The sequence below is a fragment of the Maribacter litoralis genome, from assembly GCF_003075045.1.
In the GTDB taxonomy this organism is placed as follows: Bacteria; Bacteroidota; Bacteroidia; order Flavobacteriales; family Flavobacteriaceae; genus Maribacter; species Maribacter litoralis.
Map to the genome: position 1 here is coordinate 1 of NZ_QCZD01000009.1, position 18,250 is coordinate 18,250.

Annotated in this window: 22 protein-coding genes; 21 read left to right on the forward strand and 1 reads right to left on the reverse strand. The window is 32.3% G+C overall.

Annotation, left to right across the window (positions count from 1 at the left end; genetic code table 11):
- Positions 1-359 precede the first annotated feature (359 nt).
- Complete coding sequence (locus DCS95_RS19595; RefSeq protein WP_116772496.1) at positions 360-1,112, forward strand: CPBP family intramembrane glutamic endopeptidase; 753 nt, start codon at positions 360-362, stop codon at positions 1,110-1,112.
- Positions 1,113-1,242: 130 nt separating this feature from the next.
- On the opposite strand, the gene DCS95_RS19600 is transcribed toward DCS95_RS19595, so the two are convergent.
- Entirely contained in the window at positions 1,243-2,211 is a 969-nt protein-coding gene (locus DCS95_RS19600; protein ID WP_116772497.1) for a transposase, read from the reverse strand.
- Positions 2,212-2,563: 352 nt separating this feature from the next.
- Between DCS95_RS19600 and DCS95_RS19605 the strand changes: the two genes are divergently transcribed.
- The 20 genes from DCS95_RS19605 to DCS95_RS19715 form a co-directional block, all read left to right on the forward strand.
- On the forward strand, positions 2,564-3,148 hold the full coding sequence (locus DCS95_RS19605; protein ID WP_027066624.1) for a super-infection exclusion protein B: 585 nt from the start codon (positions 2,564-2,566) through the stop codon (positions 3,146-3,148).
- Positions 3,149-3,455: 307 nt separating this feature from the next.
- A complete protein-coding gene (locus tag DCS95_RS19610) occupies positions 3,456-3,683 on the forward strand; it encodes a hypothetical protein (RefSeq protein ID WP_164674247.1) in 228 nt (75 codons plus the stop codon).
- A 173-nt stretch (positions 3,684-3,856) separates the two neighbouring features.
- A complete protein-coding gene (locus tag DCS95_RS19615; protein WP_116772499.1) occupies positions 3,857-4,477 on the forward strand; it encodes a hypothetical protein in 621 nt (206 codons plus the stop codon).
- 261 nt (positions 4,478-4,738) lie between these two features.
- Positions 4,739-5,002 (forward strand): ribbon-helix-helix domain-containing protein, encoded by a 264-nt coding sequence (locus tag DCS95_RS19620; protein ID WP_116772500.1) that lies wholly within the window; start codon positions 4,739-4,741, stop codon positions 5,000-5,002.
- Positions 4,989-5,276 (forward strand): type II toxin-antitoxin system RelE/ParE family toxin, encoded by a 288-nt coding sequence (locus DCS95_RS19625; protein WP_116772501.1) that lies wholly within the window; start codon positions 4,989-4,991, stop codon positions 5,274-5,276. Before DCS95_RS19620 ends, DCS95_RS19625 begins: the two co-directional genes overlap by 14 nt.
- Before the next feature lie 349 nt (positions 5,277-5,625).
- Positions 5,626-6,054, forward strand: coding sequence for a BLUF domain-containing protein (locus DCS95_RS19630; RefSeq protein WP_116772502.1), 429 nt, complete (start codon positions 5,626-5,628; stop codon positions 6,052-6,054).
- Positions 6,055-6,943: 889 nt separating this feature from the next.
- Entirely contained in the window at positions 6,944-7,360 is a 417-nt protein-coding gene (locus DCS95_RS19645) for a PH domain-containing protein (RefSeq protein WP_116772505.1), read from the forward strand.
- Between the two features lie 15 nt (positions 7,361-7,375).
- Entirely contained in the window at positions 7,376-8,611 is a 1,236-nt protein-coding gene (locus DCS95_RS19650) for a hypothetical protein (RefSeq protein WP_164674248.1), read from the forward strand.
- A gap of 82 nt (positions 8,612-8,693) precedes the next feature.
- Positions 8,694-9,557, forward strand: a complete 864-nt coding sequence (locus tag DCS95_RS19655) for a hypothetical protein (RefSeq protein ID WP_116772507.1) — start codon at positions 8,694-8,696, stop codon at positions 9,555-9,557.
- Positions 9,558-9,672: 115 nt separating this feature from the next.
- Complete coding sequence (locus DCS95_RS19660) at positions 9,673-10,509, forward strand: LytR/AlgR family response regulator transcription factor (RefSeq protein ID WP_116772508.1); 837 nt, start codon at positions 9,673-9,675, stop codon at positions 10,507-10,509.
- A 125-nt stretch (positions 10,510-10,634) separates the two neighbouring features.
- Complete coding sequence (locus DCS95_RS19665; RefSeq protein ID WP_164674249.1) at positions 10,635-11,297, forward strand: CPBP family intramembrane glutamic endopeptidase; 663 nt, start codon at positions 10,635-10,637, stop codon at positions 11,295-11,297.
- A 44-nt stretch (positions 11,298-11,341) separates the two neighbouring features.
- The gene (locus DCS95_RS19670) at positions 11,342-11,704 is read left to right on the forward strand and encodes a toxin-antitoxin system YwqK family antitoxin (protein WP_116772509.1); all 363 of its coding nucleotides are present in this window, start codon (positions 11,342-11,344) and stop codon (positions 11,702-11,704) included.
- A 165-nt stretch (positions 11,705-11,869) separates the two neighbouring features.
- Positions 11,870-12,412: a hypothetical protein gene (locus DCS95_RS19675; protein WP_116772510.1), complete on the forward strand. Its 543-nt coding sequence runs from the start codon at positions 11,870-11,872 to the stop codon at positions 12,410-12,412.
- 15 nt (positions 12,413-12,427) lie between these two features.
- Positions 12,428-12,802, forward strand: coding sequence for a helix-turn-helix domain-containing protein (locus tag DCS95_RS19680; RefSeq protein ID WP_116772511.1), 375 nt, complete (start codon positions 12,428-12,430; stop codon positions 12,800-12,802).
- A complete protein-coding gene (locus DCS95_RS19685) occupies positions 12,802-13,257 on the forward strand; it encodes a hypothetical protein (protein WP_116772512.1) in 456 nt (151 codons plus the stop codon). The genes DCS95_RS19680 and DCS95_RS19685 overlap by 1 nt, the downstream gene beginning before the upstream one ends.
- Positions 13,258-13,303: 46 nt before the next feature.
- On the forward strand, positions 13,304-13,525 hold the full coding sequence (locus tag DCS95_RS19690) for a hypothetical protein (protein ID WP_116772513.1): 222 nt from the start codon (positions 13,304-13,306) through the stop codon (positions 13,523-13,525).
- Positions 13,526-13,604: 79 nt separating this feature from the next.
- Entirely contained in the window at positions 13,605-14,627 is a 1,023-nt protein-coding gene (locus tag DCS95_RS19695) for a hypothetical protein (RefSeq protein ID WP_116772514.1), read from the forward strand.
- A 150-nt stretch (positions 14,628-14,777) separates the two neighbouring features.
- On the forward strand, positions 14,778-15,188 hold the full coding sequence (locus DCS95_RS19700; protein ID WP_116772515.1) for a lipocalin-like domain-containing protein: 411 nt from the start codon (positions 14,778-14,780) through the stop codon (positions 15,186-15,188).
- A gap of 577 nt (positions 15,189-15,765) precedes the next feature.
- Positions 15,766-17,682: a hypothetical protein gene (locus DCS95_RS19710; RefSeq protein WP_116772517.1), complete on the forward strand. Its 1,917-nt coding sequence runs from the start codon at positions 15,766-15,768 to the stop codon at positions 17,680-17,682.
- A 192-nt stretch (positions 17,683-17,874) separates the two neighbouring features.
- Positions 17,875-18,250, forward strand: a 376-nt coding sequence (locus tag DCS95_RS19715) for a hypothetical protein (RefSeq protein ID WP_164674250.1), incomplete at its 3' end; no start/stop codon positions are given.

Genomic DNA, 18,250 nt, shown 5'->3' on the forward strand with positions numbered 1-18,250 from the left:
AATTGAAATTGTGCAAATAGCTTTTCCTGGTAATCCTTTTTTCCCTGCATACCTAAAGTTAACGACCCAACGTTAAGATCACGTTGGCCCTATATGGTTTTTTCGTTAACTTGTGCAACAGGCACAAAACCTAAACGTAATGCGGACTTTAGGGAAAAACCTAAAGGTCTGCGTATATTTATAATGTCGCTAAATCTTATGGATTTAGCTTTGGAAAAGAAAAATAAAACTAAACAATAAGCTTTAGCTTCGTGCGTAGACGGAAACGAAAAGTTTCCTTGCCTCCGCACTACGCTTAGCCGAAACGTTAGTGGCAATTTGAAAAAACCATCGAGAAAACCGAACATTTGGAATAAAATATGGACACAGAATTAAAACCCTTATGGAGTAAAATTTTCAATTTCGACTGGAAATTTGGACTTTTTCTAATTCTTCTATTATGTATTCCTCGTATTATTTTAGTCTTACACGGCAACGTAATTGGCAATATGCAATTTGTTGGAATAACAATGCTTGTTATGGCTATTGCACCTTTCGTATTTTTAAGCAAATACGGCAGAAAACAAATCGGAATTAAAAAGCCCACAAAAAAGCGATGGCTAATTATTGCCTTTTTAATTGGTACTATTTTTAGTATTTTCCTTTACTTCCTTGGAGAAATTTTATATGGTAATTCTTACGAAAATTGGTACAATTATATTGGAAAGTCCTATAATATTCCTCAAACAATCGACGAGCAAAGTAAACTTATTATGTTTGGTATTTCAGCTTTTATTGCAATAACATTTAGTCCGTTTGGAGAAGAACTTTTTTTCAGAGGAATAGTACATTCAAGCTTTGCTAATTCCTTGGGAAATATAAAAGCATCAATAATTGACAGTTTAGCATTTGCAACGGTTCATATTTCACATTTTGGATTAGTTTTTCATAACCAAAAGTGGGAATTCCTTTTAATCCCGACTTTGATATGGGTTTTGAGTATGTTTTTTGTAAGTATTTTATTTTATGTTTGCCGAAAACGTTCAGGCTCGATTTTAGGAGCAATAATATGTCATATGGCGTTTAATTTAGGAATGACTTACTGTATTTTTTATCCAATCATCGGAAAATAAAAAACTGCCACTAACAAAGAACTGAGGTAAAAAACAAACAAATTCTTCTTTAATCTGAGACAATATTATCCTATGCTCATAGATTCAAAAAACAGATTCCTGAGCTCTTTTTATTTAATTTATCCGCTATTTATCTAGGCAATACAGAGACGTAGGTTTCATCATATGGCCTACCGGATTTTGCAATGGCAAAAGACTGTTTCAATAGTTTGTTGGCAACGGCTATCAGTGCCAGTTTCTTGCTCTTCCCCTTGTTCACGATCCGCTCATATACCTCTTTGCATGCCTTGTTGTGTTTACAGGCGTTGAAAGAACATAGAAACAGTAGATTACGAAGCTTTCTATTGCCGACCTTACTTATTCGCGCACGACCTCTTACACTGCTCCCCGATTCCCTTATCGTGGGGGTTATACCTACATAACTACAAAGCTGTGCTGCCGTTTCGAACTTATTGAACCCATCGGTGACCACTATTAGGAACAAGGCAGTCTTTTGACCTATACCGGGTATCGATGTCAACAAGGTCAATTGCTCCTGTTGGTCCTCTTTTACCAATGACAGAATCTTTGATTCGATAGCGGCTACCTCTTTATTGAGCAGTTTCTTATTACGTATCAAGGAACGATAAACAAACTTTGAAGGTATGCCCAGAACAGCTTCTCCGTGTATCTTGTTCTTGGTCGCGGTACGTTGTTTTAAATAGATATCCAATAACCGGAACAACTGTAAACATTCGCTCTGGATATCCGTCAAGGCATTGTAAATAGATACCTCGTTGACCAGTGCATATTCACATATAGCCTTGGCATCGCTCTTGTCCGTTTTTACTTTAGCCAGTTTCATTTGAATGAAACGTTTTACGGATAATGGGTTTACTACTGAAACTATTACTCCATTTTTGTAAAGAAACTGGGCAAGTCTATAATGATAATAACCGGTAGCTTCCATAACGACCAATGAACATTTGGGCAGTTCCTTAAGGAATTTCTTAAATCCAGTTTCATCGTTCTTATACTGGTCGTGACCTTTGTTACTACCATGTACATCAAAGACATCTTTACTGATGTCGACTCCAAAAGTTTCTTTATATTTATTCATAAGATATGTTTTACGAAAGAACCGGCTACTTCTGCTCACAACAACTTGAAAACGAGATCTAAGGTCTCACAGAACTGAACGTGGTTTAAGTAGTAAAAGAGAGAGGATTATCAATGTTGCCGAAGTCTAAAGCTTCACCGTATATAGTAACCTTAATTCTCTCTTTTGTTCTTTCTAGTTATATCAACAATTTACTGAGAATCAAACTTAAGACGTATATAATCCATTGCTGGTGAGAGCCTACTTACGAAAATCCTCGCGGATTTTCTATTCGGTTTTTATTTGCTAAATTACGTGCTAAACCACGCAACGTATCATATACAAAACCGTTATGAAAAATTAATACAGCAATATGGACCTGTTTAAGGGATTATTTGACTTATCTAAATTACCAGCAAAATTCTTCGTCTTATTTGCCTTAGTTACAGGCTTCATACTTTTTGCAAATGAATTGTTATTAGAAAAAATTCAATTAGATTCAATTAAAAATACATATGGGCCCATTATTGGATTAGTGTTTGCAATTTCTGCTGGATTAACTCTTTTAAATGTTTTTATCTGGATTGGAAAAAAGATAAATTTCGAGTGGCATTTTTTCCAGGCAAAAGGAAAACTTAGAAAAAGAATTTCTGAATTAGACGATCATGAAAAAGCAATATTTCGCGAATTTATGATTTGTGGCCAAAGATCAATTGAAATGCCATATGATGATCCTGTTGTAGGTGGCCTAATGGATGCAGGGCTTCTTAGAATGAACAGACAATTTGGTGATAGCGCAATAGTTTCTGGAAGATTTGCAGCTCTTTCCATGGGTAAGTATACTGAGAAATATATTCGACCACATCATGTAGATTTACCAAAGAATCCAACTGATGAAGAAAAACAATACATAATTTCAATTAGGCCATCTTGGGCTAGAAAAGGGATTATTAGATAACTTTGCATAACAACGGCTCCTATGAAAAGCCCTAGTCCAGTTCATTAAAGTTCAAATAAAGGATAAGTTAGGACACCATGTCGTAGTTTGAAAAGCTAATTAAAGGATTGTTTAATTAGCTGGAAAGATTCTTTTTCTACGATTTATTAAATTAGATATATATACAACATATCATCAATGATGATATCCAATTGTTATGGGTGATGTAAAACATACTTTTAGTTAGAACAATCAGTAGGAAAATACGTTAACCTTTTTAGAAAGTCTTTGGAATAGATTTAAAAACCGAGTATATTTGAGTATGTCCATGTCAAAAGAAAAAATAACGAAGCGAATAATTACGTACAAACACTCGGATTCTTCATTAACGAGTAAGAGAGTAAGTATTATTTTAAGCAGTCCTGTTGATTCTAAAAAATTAGCAAACGCTGTTCGTGCTCTTAGACATAAAGGAGAAGGTAAAACTACTTTCAAATTGTCTCCAAGAACTGAAAAACTTATCGAAAAAGAGAGAATTAAACTTCAGCAAGCATAGTGAACATTGCACTCTCCACAATAGTGCTGTTTTTCCTTCTAATACCGGGAATACTCTTTAGGAGATTTTATTAGAGTGAAGAATTTTCTAGAGAATATTTTAAATCAACTTTTTTTGAAGTCTTCATTTCAACTATAATTCCAAGCCTTATATTCCAATTAATTTGGTTTTTCGTGGCAAGATTAATAGGTCAGCATATTGATTTAAATATATTGTCGGATTTGGTATCAGCAAAACCTCTAGAAGAAACTTTTTCTAATGTTCAAAATAACTCATTAAAAATTTTAGGTTATAATTTATCATTATTCCTTTTTTCAGGTATTTCTGGATATTACTGGAAACAAATAATTAGGAATAACAAGTGGGACAGACGTTTTAAGATTTTCAGATATCAAAATTCTTGGCATTATATTTTGAAAGGAGAGTTTTTTGATTTTCCAAGAGCAGAAATTGCACTTGAAACAGATGAAGTAGAGGATATTGAATTAGTTTTTATAGACGCAATAGTCCAAATCGGTGGCGAATCATATCTCTATGATGGCATATTAGTCGATTATGAACTAAGAAGCGATGGTGGCCTTGAAACAATAAGCTTAAAAAATGCTCAAAGAAGAAAATTATCCGATGATAGTACAATAGATGAGGACGGAGCAAAATCGGATAATTCAGATAAATATTATCCAATTATTGGACATATTCTTCTTATTAAGTATGCTGAATTGAAAAATTTGAATTTTGCATATCTAAGATTAGAGCAAGCCGAAGATGGGTTAAGACCCAGAATGGTGGAATAAATACTGCCCACAGCAAAACTTCCTATGAAAAACCTTAGTCCAGTCCTATAAAGTTCAAATAATAAGATGAAGTATTAGCCTATTATAATAGCGATCATAATAATACTTATTTTAGGGTACAGGTATAGGAATAAATCTGGAGGCGATTCAGATTTTGACTTGGATGAACAAAGTTTAAATAAAGGATAATTATAACTCAAAAATAAAATTGCATACGGTTCGTTATTGGTGTATATTTACATCAAAAATAAATCTTTAGCCATGGCAAGACAAAGTATTTCCTTGACAAGACCGAATGATGAGTGGTTGAAATCACAAGTTCAGAGTGAAGAATATTCCAGTAAAAGTGAGTTGATAAATGACCTTATTCGTCAAGCAAGGGAACAACAAAAAGAAGTTGATTGGATTCGTGCAAAATTAATCAAGGCGGAAGAAAATCTCAATAAAAAGGGATACGTCAATAAATCAGCCGAGGAGATTTTAAACGGTTTTAAGGAAAAAGCTAAAGCCAATGGCGATTTATAAGCTTTCGCCCGACGCGGAAGAGGACCTTTATCGTATTTGGTTATATGGTGTGCATAAGTTTGGCGTTAATCAAGCCGACAAGTACTACCATGCGTTTTTTCATCAGTTTGATTTAATTGCACAAGACCCTTTGATCTACCCAGCTGTAGATTACATCAAAAACGGTTACCGACGTGGTGTTTCTGGTGTTGATAGTATCTATTATAGAATTAATGGCGACATAGTTGAAATAATGGCCATTATTGGTAGACAAGATGTCTATTCAAAACTCTAAAGTTCAATTAAACGATAAAATTTATGAGATTTTTACTTTTGGTCCTTCTTGTATCAATACTTTACGGATGTGAACGAGATAACGAAGAATGTAGAGAAGTGGCTATAGATGCTTGCCCGGTCACAAATGACATAAATCCTGTATGCGGATGTAATGGTATTACTTACTCTAACCCTTCGTCTGCTAGATGCAATAGTATTGAAGATTATACAATTGGTGCCTGTGAATAGAAACATGAATAAAGTTTAAATAAACGATAATTTCGAATTAAGTACCGTACTGAGAAATGTCATTTTATCTTCGTTTTAGATTTGATAATTTAGTTTGTTAACACAATTACTCCATAAACATGTATTTTGAATTAGTTTATAACTCCATTGCTAATGAGAATTTTGATGAAAGTGTAGTTTTATCTTTACAGCACAACTCAAAGAATTTTAACAATGAAAAGAATATTACCGGGTGTTTAATTTATTATAATCTCAAATTTGTGGGCATATTGGAAGGAGAAGAAGAAGAAGTAAGAAAATTGTTCTGCAGAATCAAGGACGACCCTAAGCACTCGAAAGTGGAATTGCTTGCAAGCGAGTTTGCCAATCAGAGACATTTTGAACATTGGAATATGGTTTTTCAAATCAAGTCAAGTAAAGAAAAAATAGGCATGACCGAAAGACTTTTTAAAGATAACATGATTGGCCTTACATGGCTTTCAGAAAAACCGACCTATACTTCGAAAGTGTTTTGGCAAGAATTCAGAAATGTGCTTGATAGTGAATGAAGCTTTAGTGGAAAAGTATAAATAAGTAATTATCTACATTTCTGCAATTAGACTTGATTAATATACGCCGTGTTATAATATCATTTTCATTTAATCATAAGAATGTAATGTTACTAAATTCAAGACTAATGAAAGAAACGAATAAACTTTGGTGCTGAATAGTTGATAGTTCAATATCTTTTAATTCTTTTCAATTAGCAATTTTAAACCCATAAAAAGTAAATATCTTATATTTACTTTTTATGGGTTATGATAGGAAATATTAGAAGACTGTTCAAAGATTTGGATAATGATAATCGAGAAAAGGCCCTTATGTTTTTCAAGGAAGAGTTTACTCTAGTTAGCCGTAAATACGCTTTGAACGTATGGATAATCGGGGGACGGATTCCGGAGGAGTACCAAGAGAGAGTGGTCTTGTTTTTGCAAAATCTTGTTAGGGTTCAATCCCTTGACCAGTATTAATTTTATTGAATAATAGTAAGGTATATATTACTGATTTTTGGTTGTAATTATGTGGTCCAACTGATTCAGACCATATTCAAATTCGATATTTGGAATTATCACTATATGACGGAAACTGAGCTGAACAACGGAGAAATCTATATTTATAAGGACCAGTATGAAACCATGGAGGTAATTGTGAGCTTCTCCAGAACATTGGAAGGGTCCAAGGCATTTAAAATTCGTCTGAACGATAAGCCAGTAATTATATCCAAGGACTTCATATGTATAGAAAATAAACTGAGGGAGTTAATTTCGAAACATCGACTACTTGAATGAAAATTCAAATATAATTTGCACATTTTGAGATAGCTTTTTTAAATCAATTAAAGTTAAATAAAGGATTAGTTAAGATACCATGTCGTAAATCATAAAGTTCAATTTAAGTATGAAGAAGTACTACTCGAAAATAAGTTATGGCCTGCTTATTTTTATATTGGCAGTGTTGACTGGAAGTGCAGTACCAATGATTTCCAAACCAGTCTGGACCGGCCTTTTAATTAATATGGGAGTTGTACTTTTCGTATTACATCTTTATTTGAACACCTATTATGTGATCGACGGGGAGTTTTTGATTGTAAAGTCGGGAATCATCTTCAATAAAAAAATCGATATCAATTCGGTAAGGAGTATCAGGGAGACCAAAAGTCTTTTGAGCGCCCCGGCATTGTCCTTTGACAGACTCGAAGTAAATTGGGGAAAATATACTGGGGTTGTAATTTCCCCCAAGGAAAAGAAGAAGTTCATAGAGCATATGACCAAAATCAATCCGGAGATTGCTGTCCAGATGAAACAGGGAGAATAAAAGTTCAAATAAAGGATGAAGAACATTTTAATTTTAGCAATAATTTTATTCTTGACATCCTGCGATGTTAAACAAAAAGAAATAGAAAAAATAGAATTTACGGCACCTTATAAATTCAATTCAGAAATTGAATATCAAATAACCGCTGATTCTAGTTCAGGCCATGGTCATCATGGAGATAACTTCCAACATATAGCATACGATTATGGGTTGAAGGGAGATTATAAAAATGCATTGAGAATGTGGGATTATGGAATTGAAAGCTTCGAAAAAAAATTTACTAAAAGACAAGTAGATTCCCTAAAAAAAACCTACCGACCTATATCCGCGACAGAGTATATCTTTCAAAGAGCAACTGAAAATCAAGTAATAATTATTAATGAAGCACATCATAATTCTAAACACAGGGCATTCACAAAATCTCTTCTTCAAAATCTTTTTGACCAAGGCTACAAAAATTTAGGATTGGAAGCCTTAAGTAATGGGCAATACAAAGATTCTCTGTTGAATAAACGCGGTTATCCGATTCTTAGTAGTGGTTACTATATTTGGGACCCTCAATTCGGAGATTTAGTTAGAACGGCATTGAAGATTGGATATAACGTTTTCCCCTACGAAGTAATTACCCAAGCGGACGGCAAAGTAAGGGAAATTGAACAAGCAAAACATATTCAAAAAATAATTAATGAAAATCCCAATGAAAAATTCCTCATTCATTGTGGATTCGCACACGTTAATGAAGGTAATTACGATTCGTGGGGCAAAGCCATGGCCGGACGACTAAAAGAGTTTACTAAAATAAATCCTTTGACGATTAATCAGACTCAATTTAGTGAAAGAAGTAAGAGAGATTTTGATAATCCCTTTTTAGAAGTTTTCAAAGTCAAAGAACCTAGTATTCTTATGAATAAACTGAACAACAGTCCTTTAGGATATAAAAACAAAGAAAGCTGGACTGATATAGCAATATTTCATCCCAATACCAGCTATTTAAATGGTAGGCCAGATTGGCTATTTGATATTGGAAATAAAGCCGTTAAGTTGGATTTAGATAATATTGATATTTCATTTCCTGTAATGGTACTGGCTTACAAAAAAGGAGAGGAAATAAAAACTGGAATCCCAATGGACATGGTAGAGGTCGAAAATAAATCGGACCTTATAAACCTTGCCCTCAGAGTTGGAGAATATGAAATTGTTGTCATAAATGAAAGTGGACAAGCACGGAAATTTCAACTGTATTCAGAATAACTATTGTTAACAAAGAACTGAGCTAATCAAATGTTCAAATAAAGGATGTATTACATTATGATTTTAACAGCTTAAATCGCCTATGGGAACTTGGGGAACAGGAATTTCTTCAAACGATATTTATGAAGATATAAATTATGAGTTTTTTGATTTGTATAATCAGGGGATTGATGTATCAGAAATTACGAAAAAGTTAATTACTGATCATAAAGAACTAATTGCAACTCGTGAGGATCAAAACAATTTTTGGTTAACTATAGCAAAGGCTCAATGGGAGTGTAAAGCTTTGGATTCAAAAGTTCTAGAGAGAGTTCAAACAATAGTTGATTCGGACAATGATATTGAACTTTGGAAAGAGTTAGATGCTAGTCAGAGTGATTTAAATAAAAGACGGAAAGTTCTGCACGCATTTCTGTTGAAAATCCAAACTGAAAAGAAGAATGCGAGGAGAAGAGTAAAAAAAAAGTTCCGAGACTCTATATTTGAAAAAGGAGAATGCTTGGTGTTTAAGCTATCGAATGGAGATTATTGCGGAGCCTTTGTTCTCGAGAGTGAAAAAGGGACAGAATATGGTTTAAATCTTATTGCTACTACGAGAATAAAATCAAAAAACAAACCAATTGTAAAAGACTTCGAAGATGCCGGTGTTCATTTTTCGATGGAAGAAACGATAGCTTTTAAGAACGAAAGCTTGTCATCTAAATACGTTCCTATTGCGCAAATACATTGGTATCAAGCACAATTCTTCAAGAAAGCCATAACGGAATTTGAAGTAATCGGACAACTTAAAGTTTCTAAGACATTCGATTCAAGTAAAGATTATCAAAGGTTTTCAAATTGGGATAATATGCCGCTTTATTTGGATAGCTACTATTCAAACCTTGAAGAAAACAAATGTGAAGGAAATTTGAAGTTGAAAAAAATAAGAAAAAAGTATTGGCTGTAGAAGTTGTATTTTCAAAGTTCAAATAAACGATTATTAACATGCGAGCCGAACTATAATATACAATGGTAAAACACATCGTCCTACTATAGATTAACTAAAAAAGAACTTCTAATTAATGAGTGCTCCACAACCAACCAAGACTGCATTAAAAACAGTATCGCTTAAATTTAACCATAGTTCTCTATGGAGTTGGTTTCAGAAATTAATAGTCTTTATAATTTTCTCTTTAGTCGTAAATCATTTATCAACTCCCGAGAGTTTCCCAAATGGTGAATCGTATAGATTCCCTGTAGAAGGTTTTCTATCCACGATTGCTTTGTGTATTCTTATTGGAATCATAGCAGAGCTTAATTTTAAATTTTATAAGAAAAAGTATTTCTCTAAAAAAGTAGAAATCGCCTCTATCTCATGGTATATGGTCTCTACTCTTGGGTATATTACCGTCATGTATTTTCCGTTAGGTATTGTCTTAAATAAAATTGCGGGTGGAGAAACTGAATTCTATTATTTATTAATTGGGTTGCTAATTACCTTGTTGTTAAGTTTTATTCTCATAGGGTTAGCATATTCCCTAGACATCTACAATTTATATAAGCTATCAATAAAAGATTATGAAATTACTATTGAAAGTGGTGCGAAAATAACCAAGCTTACCTACGAAAATATTGCATGTTTCTATAGCGAAAACAAAATTGTATATACTGTTCAAAATGATGGCACTACAATTAGCACCGATTTTACATTGAATGAGCTCGAAGAAAAAATAAACGACCAATTGTTTTTTAGAGTCAATCGTCAAATTATCATTCATAAAGATGCGGTAGACCAAATTGAAAAGATTGCAAATGGCAAGTTGCGGATTACGTTAAAAACTTCTATTGAAAATGATTCGATTACCGAAATCAACATCAGTCGTTATAAACGAAAAGCATTTATGACTTGGTTTCAATAAAATAAATTACAAGCAATCGACCATACAGTTATCAATTTACTACCATTCAGTAAAAACATTAATATTTAAAGGGGTTTTTGGGAATCCAGTTCATTTCTTCGTCTTAGAATTTAAAATCAAAAACGATGAAGAAAATGACCTTACGACAAATAGTAATTCCATTAGTCACCCTTGCCATTATTTGTTTCATGTACTTTGGGCCAATCACCAGAACACCTTTTGAAAATATAATTATCTCTATTATCATCATTATAGCTAATTATATAGAATACAACGGAAAACCATTTTCAGCGCTTGGGTTTAAACGTGGAAAATTCAATGCAAAAAATCTACTTGTGCATGCTCCATTAGTTGCACTGGGACTTTTTATTTTTTATGCCTTTGCAGTGGTTCCTGGAATCGAGATGCTAACAGGAGTTCCTATTGATTATTCCAGCATGAGCCAATTGGAAGGAAACCTTGAGGTAACCATCGTCTGGTTATTAATAGTGTGGGCTACTGCGGGATTTGGAGAAGAAATTATTTTTCGAGGTTATCTTATGCGACAGTTCGTCAAATTCTTTGGAGACAGTAAAATCAGTCTTGCTATTAATATTCTAATAATTTGTGGTTTTTTCGGATACATGCACATGCAGCAAGGTATTACAGGGCAACTTGTTGTAGTAATTATCGGAGCACTCTTATCTATAATATTCTACATGCGCAAATACGATTTGTGGTTTATGATTATGATACATGGCTTTTTTAACACCCTAGGGATACTCTGTTTTTACTTAGGATTGGCTTAACTTATTAAAGTTCAAATAAAGGATATTCAAATAAACGAGTTAGAATGAGCCCTGATATTGTTGGTCTTGTACATGGTGCGATTAATGATAAAACCGGTGGTTTTGCCGCAATAGTACCAGCTAAATTCATAACAGAAACTATTGATTTAGCACCTTCATTTAATGGGAAGTATGTTTATTACTATTCAACCGGTAAGATTTGGAGCGCAAGGATATATAAGAATGGTTTTCCTTGGACAGTTATTTCTAATTTCGATTCTAAAGGAATTGCTCAAGAGATGGGTACTTTAAAAAATGGAAATGGTACACTTATAATTTATAATGAAAAAGGTGAAGTAATATCTGAAGACTCTTATAAGAAAGGGATATTTCAAGGCTCGAATTATGTAAATTTAAAAGGACTATAATCCTTCAAATTACTAAAGAATATATGTAACAAGATAATATCTTACAAATAAATACAATCTGAATGGCTCTTATTAAAACGTTTATACTCTTAAAATTTGCATTTTGACAACAAATAACCTTCAAATTCACTTATAAGTGAATTTAATTTTTATATTTACAAATAGATGAGTAGTTTTGCACGGCTTAAACACATACAAGATTATGATCAGGTCAGTTACTATTCAGTCTGTGTTGGTGATGACCCTGAAACCTTTGACGACCAAGATTCCTTATATGAATCTTTTTTAAAAACACAAGGTGAAGTTAATAGAAAGAAGATAATCCATATTATTAACTGGTTAAAAGAAATTGGAGAAAGATATGGCGCACAAAAACATTTATTCAGAGATGAGCAAAAACAAGGCGAAGCAAATGCACTGCCGCCCGAAGGTACCAATAGAATACCTACTTATACTGAAGCTGGTAAAAACATACCAAATAACTTAAGGTTATATTGCTACAGATTAAACGAACATGTGGTAATTCTTTTCTCAGGTGCTGTAAAGACTGCAAAATATGCCCAAGATTGCCCAAATGTAAACCCACACTTTGCAGAAGCAAATCGATTGACTAAAGCTATTGATACTGCAATCAAAGAGAAGGATATTAGATGGATAGACAATTTTTCAGATATCGCCTTTGAAGATGACATCATAATAGATTTATAGTTACAAAACCAAAGAATGAAAAAAAACAATATTATTAACGAATGGCTTAATGAGAATAATGACCCAGTCATTGAGCGCCTTGTAAAACGCAATCTAGCTATTGCCAATAAGGTTAGAAACATATTAGACGAAAAAGGTCTTAGCGATAAAGACTTTGCTAAAATGCTAAATAAAACTCCTTCTGAAATTAGCAAGTGGTTAAGTGGAACGCATAATTTTACTGGAAAATCCATTATCAAGATGGAATTGGCTTTAGAGGAACGACTTCTGCATGTTGAACCTGTGAAAGAATATGTCCATTTAGGTCTAATTAAGGGAACTTGGCAAGAGTCTGTAAATGAATATACCGAAGCGAAATATCAAGAAACAATGCCTGGGAAAGTTGGTTAATGACTAAAAAAACACACCATATCGACCCTTCCAAAATACACCTTAAGCACATAGAGGAGCTATATGCTGACATTGGAGAGTTAATTGGAAATCAAACACCAGTATCTTCATTTGATACCAAAATTGCTCATAAAAGTGCTTTTAATGTTTCTGAAAATTTATTTTTACTCGGTTTGAAAGTAGTTTTTAGGGCTATTGAAATACAAGACCAACCTGAGTGTAGTTTCAGAGTTAATTTTCACTTCCAAGTTGATAATTTGGATAAGATGTTTACTTACAATGAAGAAGATACTCCAGTTTTTCAAGAGAATTTTGTCGCTACCCTTGCTGGTATTTCATATTCTACATTTAGAGGAATGATTTATGAAAAAACTAACAAAACACTTTGGAACGGATTATTGCTTCCAGTAATAAAGCCGTCAATACTACTACAAAGCTGGATTGAGAATGAATAAAGTCATCTAACACACCAGGTGGTGATTTGAAAAGTCTACTTAAACGATGAATCTAACTGGAGTAAAGAAGGGTAAAAGAATTCAATTTGTAAATGATGAGCATAATCATTTTATGGAAGTCTTCCGTGTCATGGACAGAAATATGGAAGTTGAAAATGGTTTTAAAATTAGGCTCAATGGGGAACTAATACATAGCTATTCTGAATTTCAACCTTTTTCAAGAAAGTGTAGGGATTTAATAAATGAGTTTGAATTGGATGAAAATTAATAGTTTAATTAAACCATTGTCTAAATAAGATATCTTAAATAATATAGTTATTTGAATAACCAAAACATGAATAGCGTCTATGATTTCAATTTTCTCAAAATTTAAAATTATATCAGTAATATTCTTTTACTTTATACTTCTTATTAGTTGTTCCAAAAATGAATCTGTTGTTCCAAATAGTTCTATTGAAGATAATCGATACAAATTGGTTTTTTCTAGTCCCAAAGAAGGTTATGTCTTAGGTGATAGCTCTCATAAATTAATAAAGAATTTTCGTCTTCAAAGTGAAAATCATCCTATTCAAAGCGGCGCTGATTTTTATTTTAATGATAGCTCCAAGAATGTTTACATTTTCGGTAAGTCTAATGGTTATAATTTGCTTTACAAATGTAACATTGATGAAATAATGGCAAGTACAGAATTTAATCAATTAGTAGAATCACAAGTACTAAATGTGCCGACCAATGAAAGGGTTATAAAAGGTTTTGTTACACAAGGTGGAAACATATTTACTCTAAATAAAGTCGAGAACTCTAATCCTGATGAAGGTGATATCTTTTTAAGAAAATTTTCCAATAATAGCAGCGAGATAATTTTTAAAGTTTCTGAAATTTTAGGTTTTTATCCTCATTTTACTGATTTGTATGGTAATGACATATACTATTTCCGTGATAATGAAGAATTAATATTTAGAACAGGGGCAAGAAGAGAAACGTATTTTCTTTCGATGAATTTAAATAATGAAACATATAAACCATTTAATGGATTATTACATGGAAAAGTTTTTGGCACAAGTACCGAATATTTTATGATAGAGTGGGATGTTCAGGCTAATGATGAACTTTTTGATGTTTTGTACGATCAATTTGATAATAAAATAGGTGAAATAGCGGTTGGTAAATACACTGGGAGTTCTCGAATTTTCGCTAGCTACGCTTATGATTCGTTTGATAAAAAATATGAGTACATTCAAAGAAGTGATGGGGTTTACCAAATGGGTGTTATAAATACAGAAGATTTTACTTTTGAAATTTTATCAGGTATACCAAGCGAGTTAAAAAGTTTAGTAAGCCCGATTTTCTATTTTAATAAGGTTGATTGATTTTATAAATACAACGTACCAATGAAGAAAATACTATTGTTTTTTACTTTTTTAAAATTTAACTGCCCAGACTCAAAATTTAGCACAATCATTTCCTATTTGAAGTAAAAATTTACCGTTCGCAGATGTTGTATCAATTATAAATAAAGCATGAAAAAAATATTAATAGTTGTTTTAAGTACTTTTCTTTTTATTGCCTGTGAAAAGGAAATTGAAAGTCCTTTGGAGGTTGACACAGATATTATTGGATGGTGGCTCTTGCATTCAATAATAATTGATGATGTTAATCAAGAACTTAATAGATGTCAAGTGGACACATCGCTACTATTAGATGCGGATGAACGGGTAACAAATAGCATCGTTAATTTTGATCCGCAAATTGGTTGTTTTCCAAATGATGGTGGGAATGGTTGGTATGTAGTTAGTGGTAACGAAGTTACTTTTAACTACGATGAAGGCAACGCATTTAATGAAAGTGTTACTTATAAATTTGAATTAAAGGATGATAAGTTGTATTTAGATATATCGAATAATGAAATCTATATTTATCAGAGGAAATAGATAAAACAAATAAAGTCTAAATAAAGGATGACTACTGTAATTTTTGTTTTATTGGCTTTTGTAGTAATCATATTGATTGCTGTTGGTATCAAGAGAAGTGATAGAAAAATTTTCGACATCTTAACCTATTCAATTATCGGAGTAGGATTGTTAATGGGTTTGTTTTTCTTGTGGTTTATGATGATGTTTGGAATAGGGTATGGTGTTTGAGTTTAAGATGATTATGGATTTCATGTCGTTAATTTATAATAGTAAAAAATTCAAATAGATGATTTTTTCATTTTCTATTTGTTACTAAATAGTAATTTGATAGAACGAAGGTTTTAAGACTTGAATAAGCTAAGCTTTATTACAAGAATTTTAAAGCTTTATGATATCACTTTATTTAAAAAATACTTCTCATTTGTATGCGTTTCATTAAGTATGATATTTTACAAGTTTTAGAAACACGGGTTCAGGTTTTTAGTAAAATTGTTCAATTCTTATTATGAATTTTGAAATTAATACCCATATGAAGATTGAAATAAACATACTAAAACCAATGTAATTAAAAGAAATCTTTGATAATCAACTTTAAATGAACAAATCAATATTTAGCTTATTATTTTTATCACTAATGTTAGCGATTTCGTGCGGTACAGAAGATGATTTAGAGAAGAATGATATAATAGAACCAGAAGAAATTGCGGAATGTCTAGTGCCCGAAAATGGAATTATAAAATTAAGGACAATAGATTCCTTGAAGGATTTTTTGATTACTTATAAAAATTGTGACACAATTAATGCAACGATAATAGTTGAATTTATTCAACAAATACCAGACACTCTAGTGTCTAATATTACATATCTTAATGGAAGTCTTCTATTGTCAGGTGTAAGCCAAAATGTTGACAATCTTCAGGTTTTTGATAATTTAATCAAGGTTGAGGGCAATTTTGGAATTGGAAGAAGTAGTGTAAAAGACGTAAAAGGTTTTGACGCCCTGGAATATATTGGAGGAGAGTTTCGAGCTAATGAAAATTATGGTTTAGGTGAATTGACTGGTTTTAATAAGCTCAAAACGATTCAGGGTGATTTTGTGTTTAATAAAAACAGTTTTTCTAATATTGATGGTTTTGCATCACTTGAGAAAATCGGAGGAGAAATAGTATTTCAGGAAAACTTTAAACTCAATTCAATAAACGGATTTGAAAGTCTAACTAATTCTTCAAACATCACTATTCAAAATAACGATAGTTTAATCTCTATCAATGGTATTAATGGTCCATTGATATTGAATGGGAATCTTTTGATAAATCAAAATGAGCTATTAGAAGATGTTAGTGGCTTTAACAATTTGGCAGAAGTAAATGGATGGTTAGAAATTAGTTCAAATAAGAAAATAGAAAAAATAACAGGTTTTGAAAAACTACAAAACGTCGGAGGAGAATATTTTAAAATAATAGACAATGATGAACTAAATATTATACCCTTGTTTGAATCTTTAAATTCAATAACTGGCCCGCTTATGTTTAGAAGAAATAACCTAACCATTTTGAAGGGCTTTAACTTACTTGAAAGTTCGGGAGGTATTAATATTCATGAAGAAGAAATGTCTGATATAACTGGCTTCAACAGTTTACTGATTTTAAATGGTGAATTAAATTTGGCACAACTTCCTCTAAAATTAGTTTCCGGTTTTAACATTATAGAACAAATAAACTCGGGTCTATATTTAACAAACCTAGACGAGCTTGAAAATGTAGATTTCCTATCTAGCCTAAGAAATATAACAGGCAATGCAAACATATCTAACAACGAATTACTAACGGATGTTAGTGGAATTAGCTCAATAACCGATATTGATGGAGACTTAGATATAAGCGGCAATAATATTTTAACTGAAATTGTTGGATTTTCTGAACTTACAAATATTTCAGGAGAACTTGCTATTATAGCGAATTCTTCTTTGATAAATATATCTGGATTTGAGGTAGCAAATTCAATAAACAATTTAAGGGTTTTTAGTAATATCGAACTTCAAAATTTTTCAGGGTTTAATCAAATTATGTCTGTCCATGAAGATATACAACTTTTGAACAATCCTAAACTAATTAATGTAAATCCAGCTTTTTCAATCTTGTCTACAATTGGCGGGGATTTGGATTTAGATGGTAATAACCTATCAAATCTAAATGGTTTTGGAATGCTAAAATCCATAGGCGGCAGCCTAAAAATAAAAAAGAGTTATATAAAGAATATCGATTTTTTTCAAAATCTAACTTCTGTAGGTACAGACATTATTTTTAGTAGTAACTATGAACTAGAGAATCTTACCGGTCTATCTAACATAAACGAGGAAATTGATTATTTAGGAATAGCACGAAATCCAAAGCTTTCAATTTGTGCTATCAGTGTGGTTTGCGAATATCTTGCCTCTGGCATGGACAACGAGATAAGATTAAATGCATTCAATTGTAATAGTTCTTCAGAAATTCTCGCAAATTGTAATTAGAATATTATTCCACAGGCTATATTATATCGTAATCTCTCACCTCTATAAGTTATTTTTACAATTAAAAGCAAAAGTTTAAATAAAGGATAGATAAATCAGAGGACAACATATATACACGGTCCGCAACAGTGAAATGGGAGCAATTTAAAGCAACGAATCATGACATTTGGCATCTTCTGGTAAACCTAAGAAATGAAAAAAATAAATCAACTCGCCATCACTGCAGTTTTACTGGGATCACTGATTTCATGTTCTAAAAATCAAATCGATAAAACGACTGATTTTATCCCTGGGATTGTGGACTATGATTTTTTTATCGAGGGTGAAATAGACGACAAGTTACTTAGATACCCACAAGTTGATGTTGACGGGTCAGATTCCAACGTCTATTTCACTGAGTATAAATCAACTTGGCTCTCATCCTCTTATACTGATGCCCAAGAGGGCGTTGGATCTTGGTCTATTCGATTTTACGATATAGATATTCATAATATAAAATTGCCCTATACTCTTGAAATATCCGAGGGGAGTGTCTTTTGGTTTGATTCTAGAGTAGATCTACTTATTA

Bases quoted from the DNA above. Each gene is read 5' to 3' on its own strand.
- DCS95_RS19710 (WP_116772517.1), top strand. From the start codon at position 15,766: ATGAACAAATCAATATTTAGCTTATTATTTTTATCACTAATGTTAGCG.
- DCS95_RS19605 (WP_027066624.1), top strand. From the start codon at position 2,564: ATGGACCTGTTTAAGGGATTATTTGACTTATCTAAATTACCAGCAAAA.
- DCS95_RS19655 (WP_116772507.1), top strand. From the start codon at position 8,694: ATGGGAACTTGGGGAACAGGAATTTCTTCAAACGATATTTATGAAGAT.
- DCS95_RS19595 (WP_116772496.1), top strand. From the start codon at position 360: ATGGACACAGAATTAAAACCCTTATGGAGTAAAATTTTCAATTTCGAC.
- DCS95_RS19645 (WP_116772505.1), top strand. From the start codon at position 6,944: ATGAAGAAGTACTACTCGAAAATAAGTTATGGCCTGCTTATTTTTATA.
- DCS95_RS19630 (WP_116772502.1), top strand. From the start codon at position 5,626: ATGTATTTTGAATTAGTTTATAACTCCATTGCTAATGAGAATTTTGAT.
- DCS95_RS19675 (WP_116772510.1), top strand. From the start codon at position 11,870: ATGAGTAGTTTTGCACGGCTTAAACACATACAAGATTATGATCAGGTC.
- DCS95_RS19610 (WP_164674247.1), top strand. From the start codon at position 3,456: ATGTCAAAAGAAAAAATAACGAAGCGAATAATTACGTACAAACACTCG.
- DCS95_RS19690 (WP_116772513.1), top strand. From the start codon at position 13,304: ATGAATCTAACTGGAGTAAAGAAGGGTAAAAGAATTCAATTTGTAAAT.
- DCS95_RS19685 (WP_116772512.1), top strand. From the start codon at position 12,802: ATGACTAAAAAAACACACCATATCGACCCTTCCAAAATACACCTTAAG.
- DCS95_RS19625 (WP_116772501.1), top strand. From the start codon at position 4,989: ATGGCGATTTATAAGCTTTCGCCCGACGCGGAAGAGGACCTTTATCGT.
- DCS95_RS19680 (WP_116772511.1), top strand. From the start codon at position 12,428: ATGAAAAAAAACAATATTATTAACGAATGGCTTAATGAGAATAATGAC.
- DCS95_RS19695 (WP_116772514.1), top strand. From the start codon at position 13,605: ATGATTTCAATTTTCTCAAAATTTAAAATTATATCAGTAATATTCTTT.
- DCS95_RS19650 (WP_164674248.1), top strand. From the start codon at position 7,376: ATGAAGAACATTTTAATTTTAGCAATAATTTTATTCTTGACATCCTGC.
- DCS95_RS19670 (WP_116772509.1), top strand. From the start codon at position 11,342: ATGAGCCCTGATATTGTTGGTCTTGTACATGGTGCGATTAATGATAAA.
- DCS95_RS19700 (WP_116772515.1), top strand. From the start codon at position 14,778: ATGAAAAAAATATTAATAGTTGTTTTAAGTACTTTTCTTTTTATTGCC.
- DCS95_RS19665 (WP_164674249.1), top strand. From the start codon at position 10,635: ATGAAGAAAATGACCTTACGACAAATAGTAATTCCATTAGTCACCCTT.
- DCS95_RS19620 (WP_116772500.1), top strand. From the start codon at position 4,739: ATGGCAAGACAAAGTATTTCCTTGACAAGACCGAATGATGAGTGGTTG.
- DCS95_RS19600 (WP_116772497.1), bottom strand. From the start codon at position 2,211: ATGAATAAATATAAAGAAACTTTTGGAGTCGACATCAGTAAAGATGTC.
- DCS95_RS19660 (WP_116772508.1), top strand. From the start codon at position 9,673: ATGAGTGCTCCACAACCAACCAAGACTGCATTAAAAACAGTATCGCTT.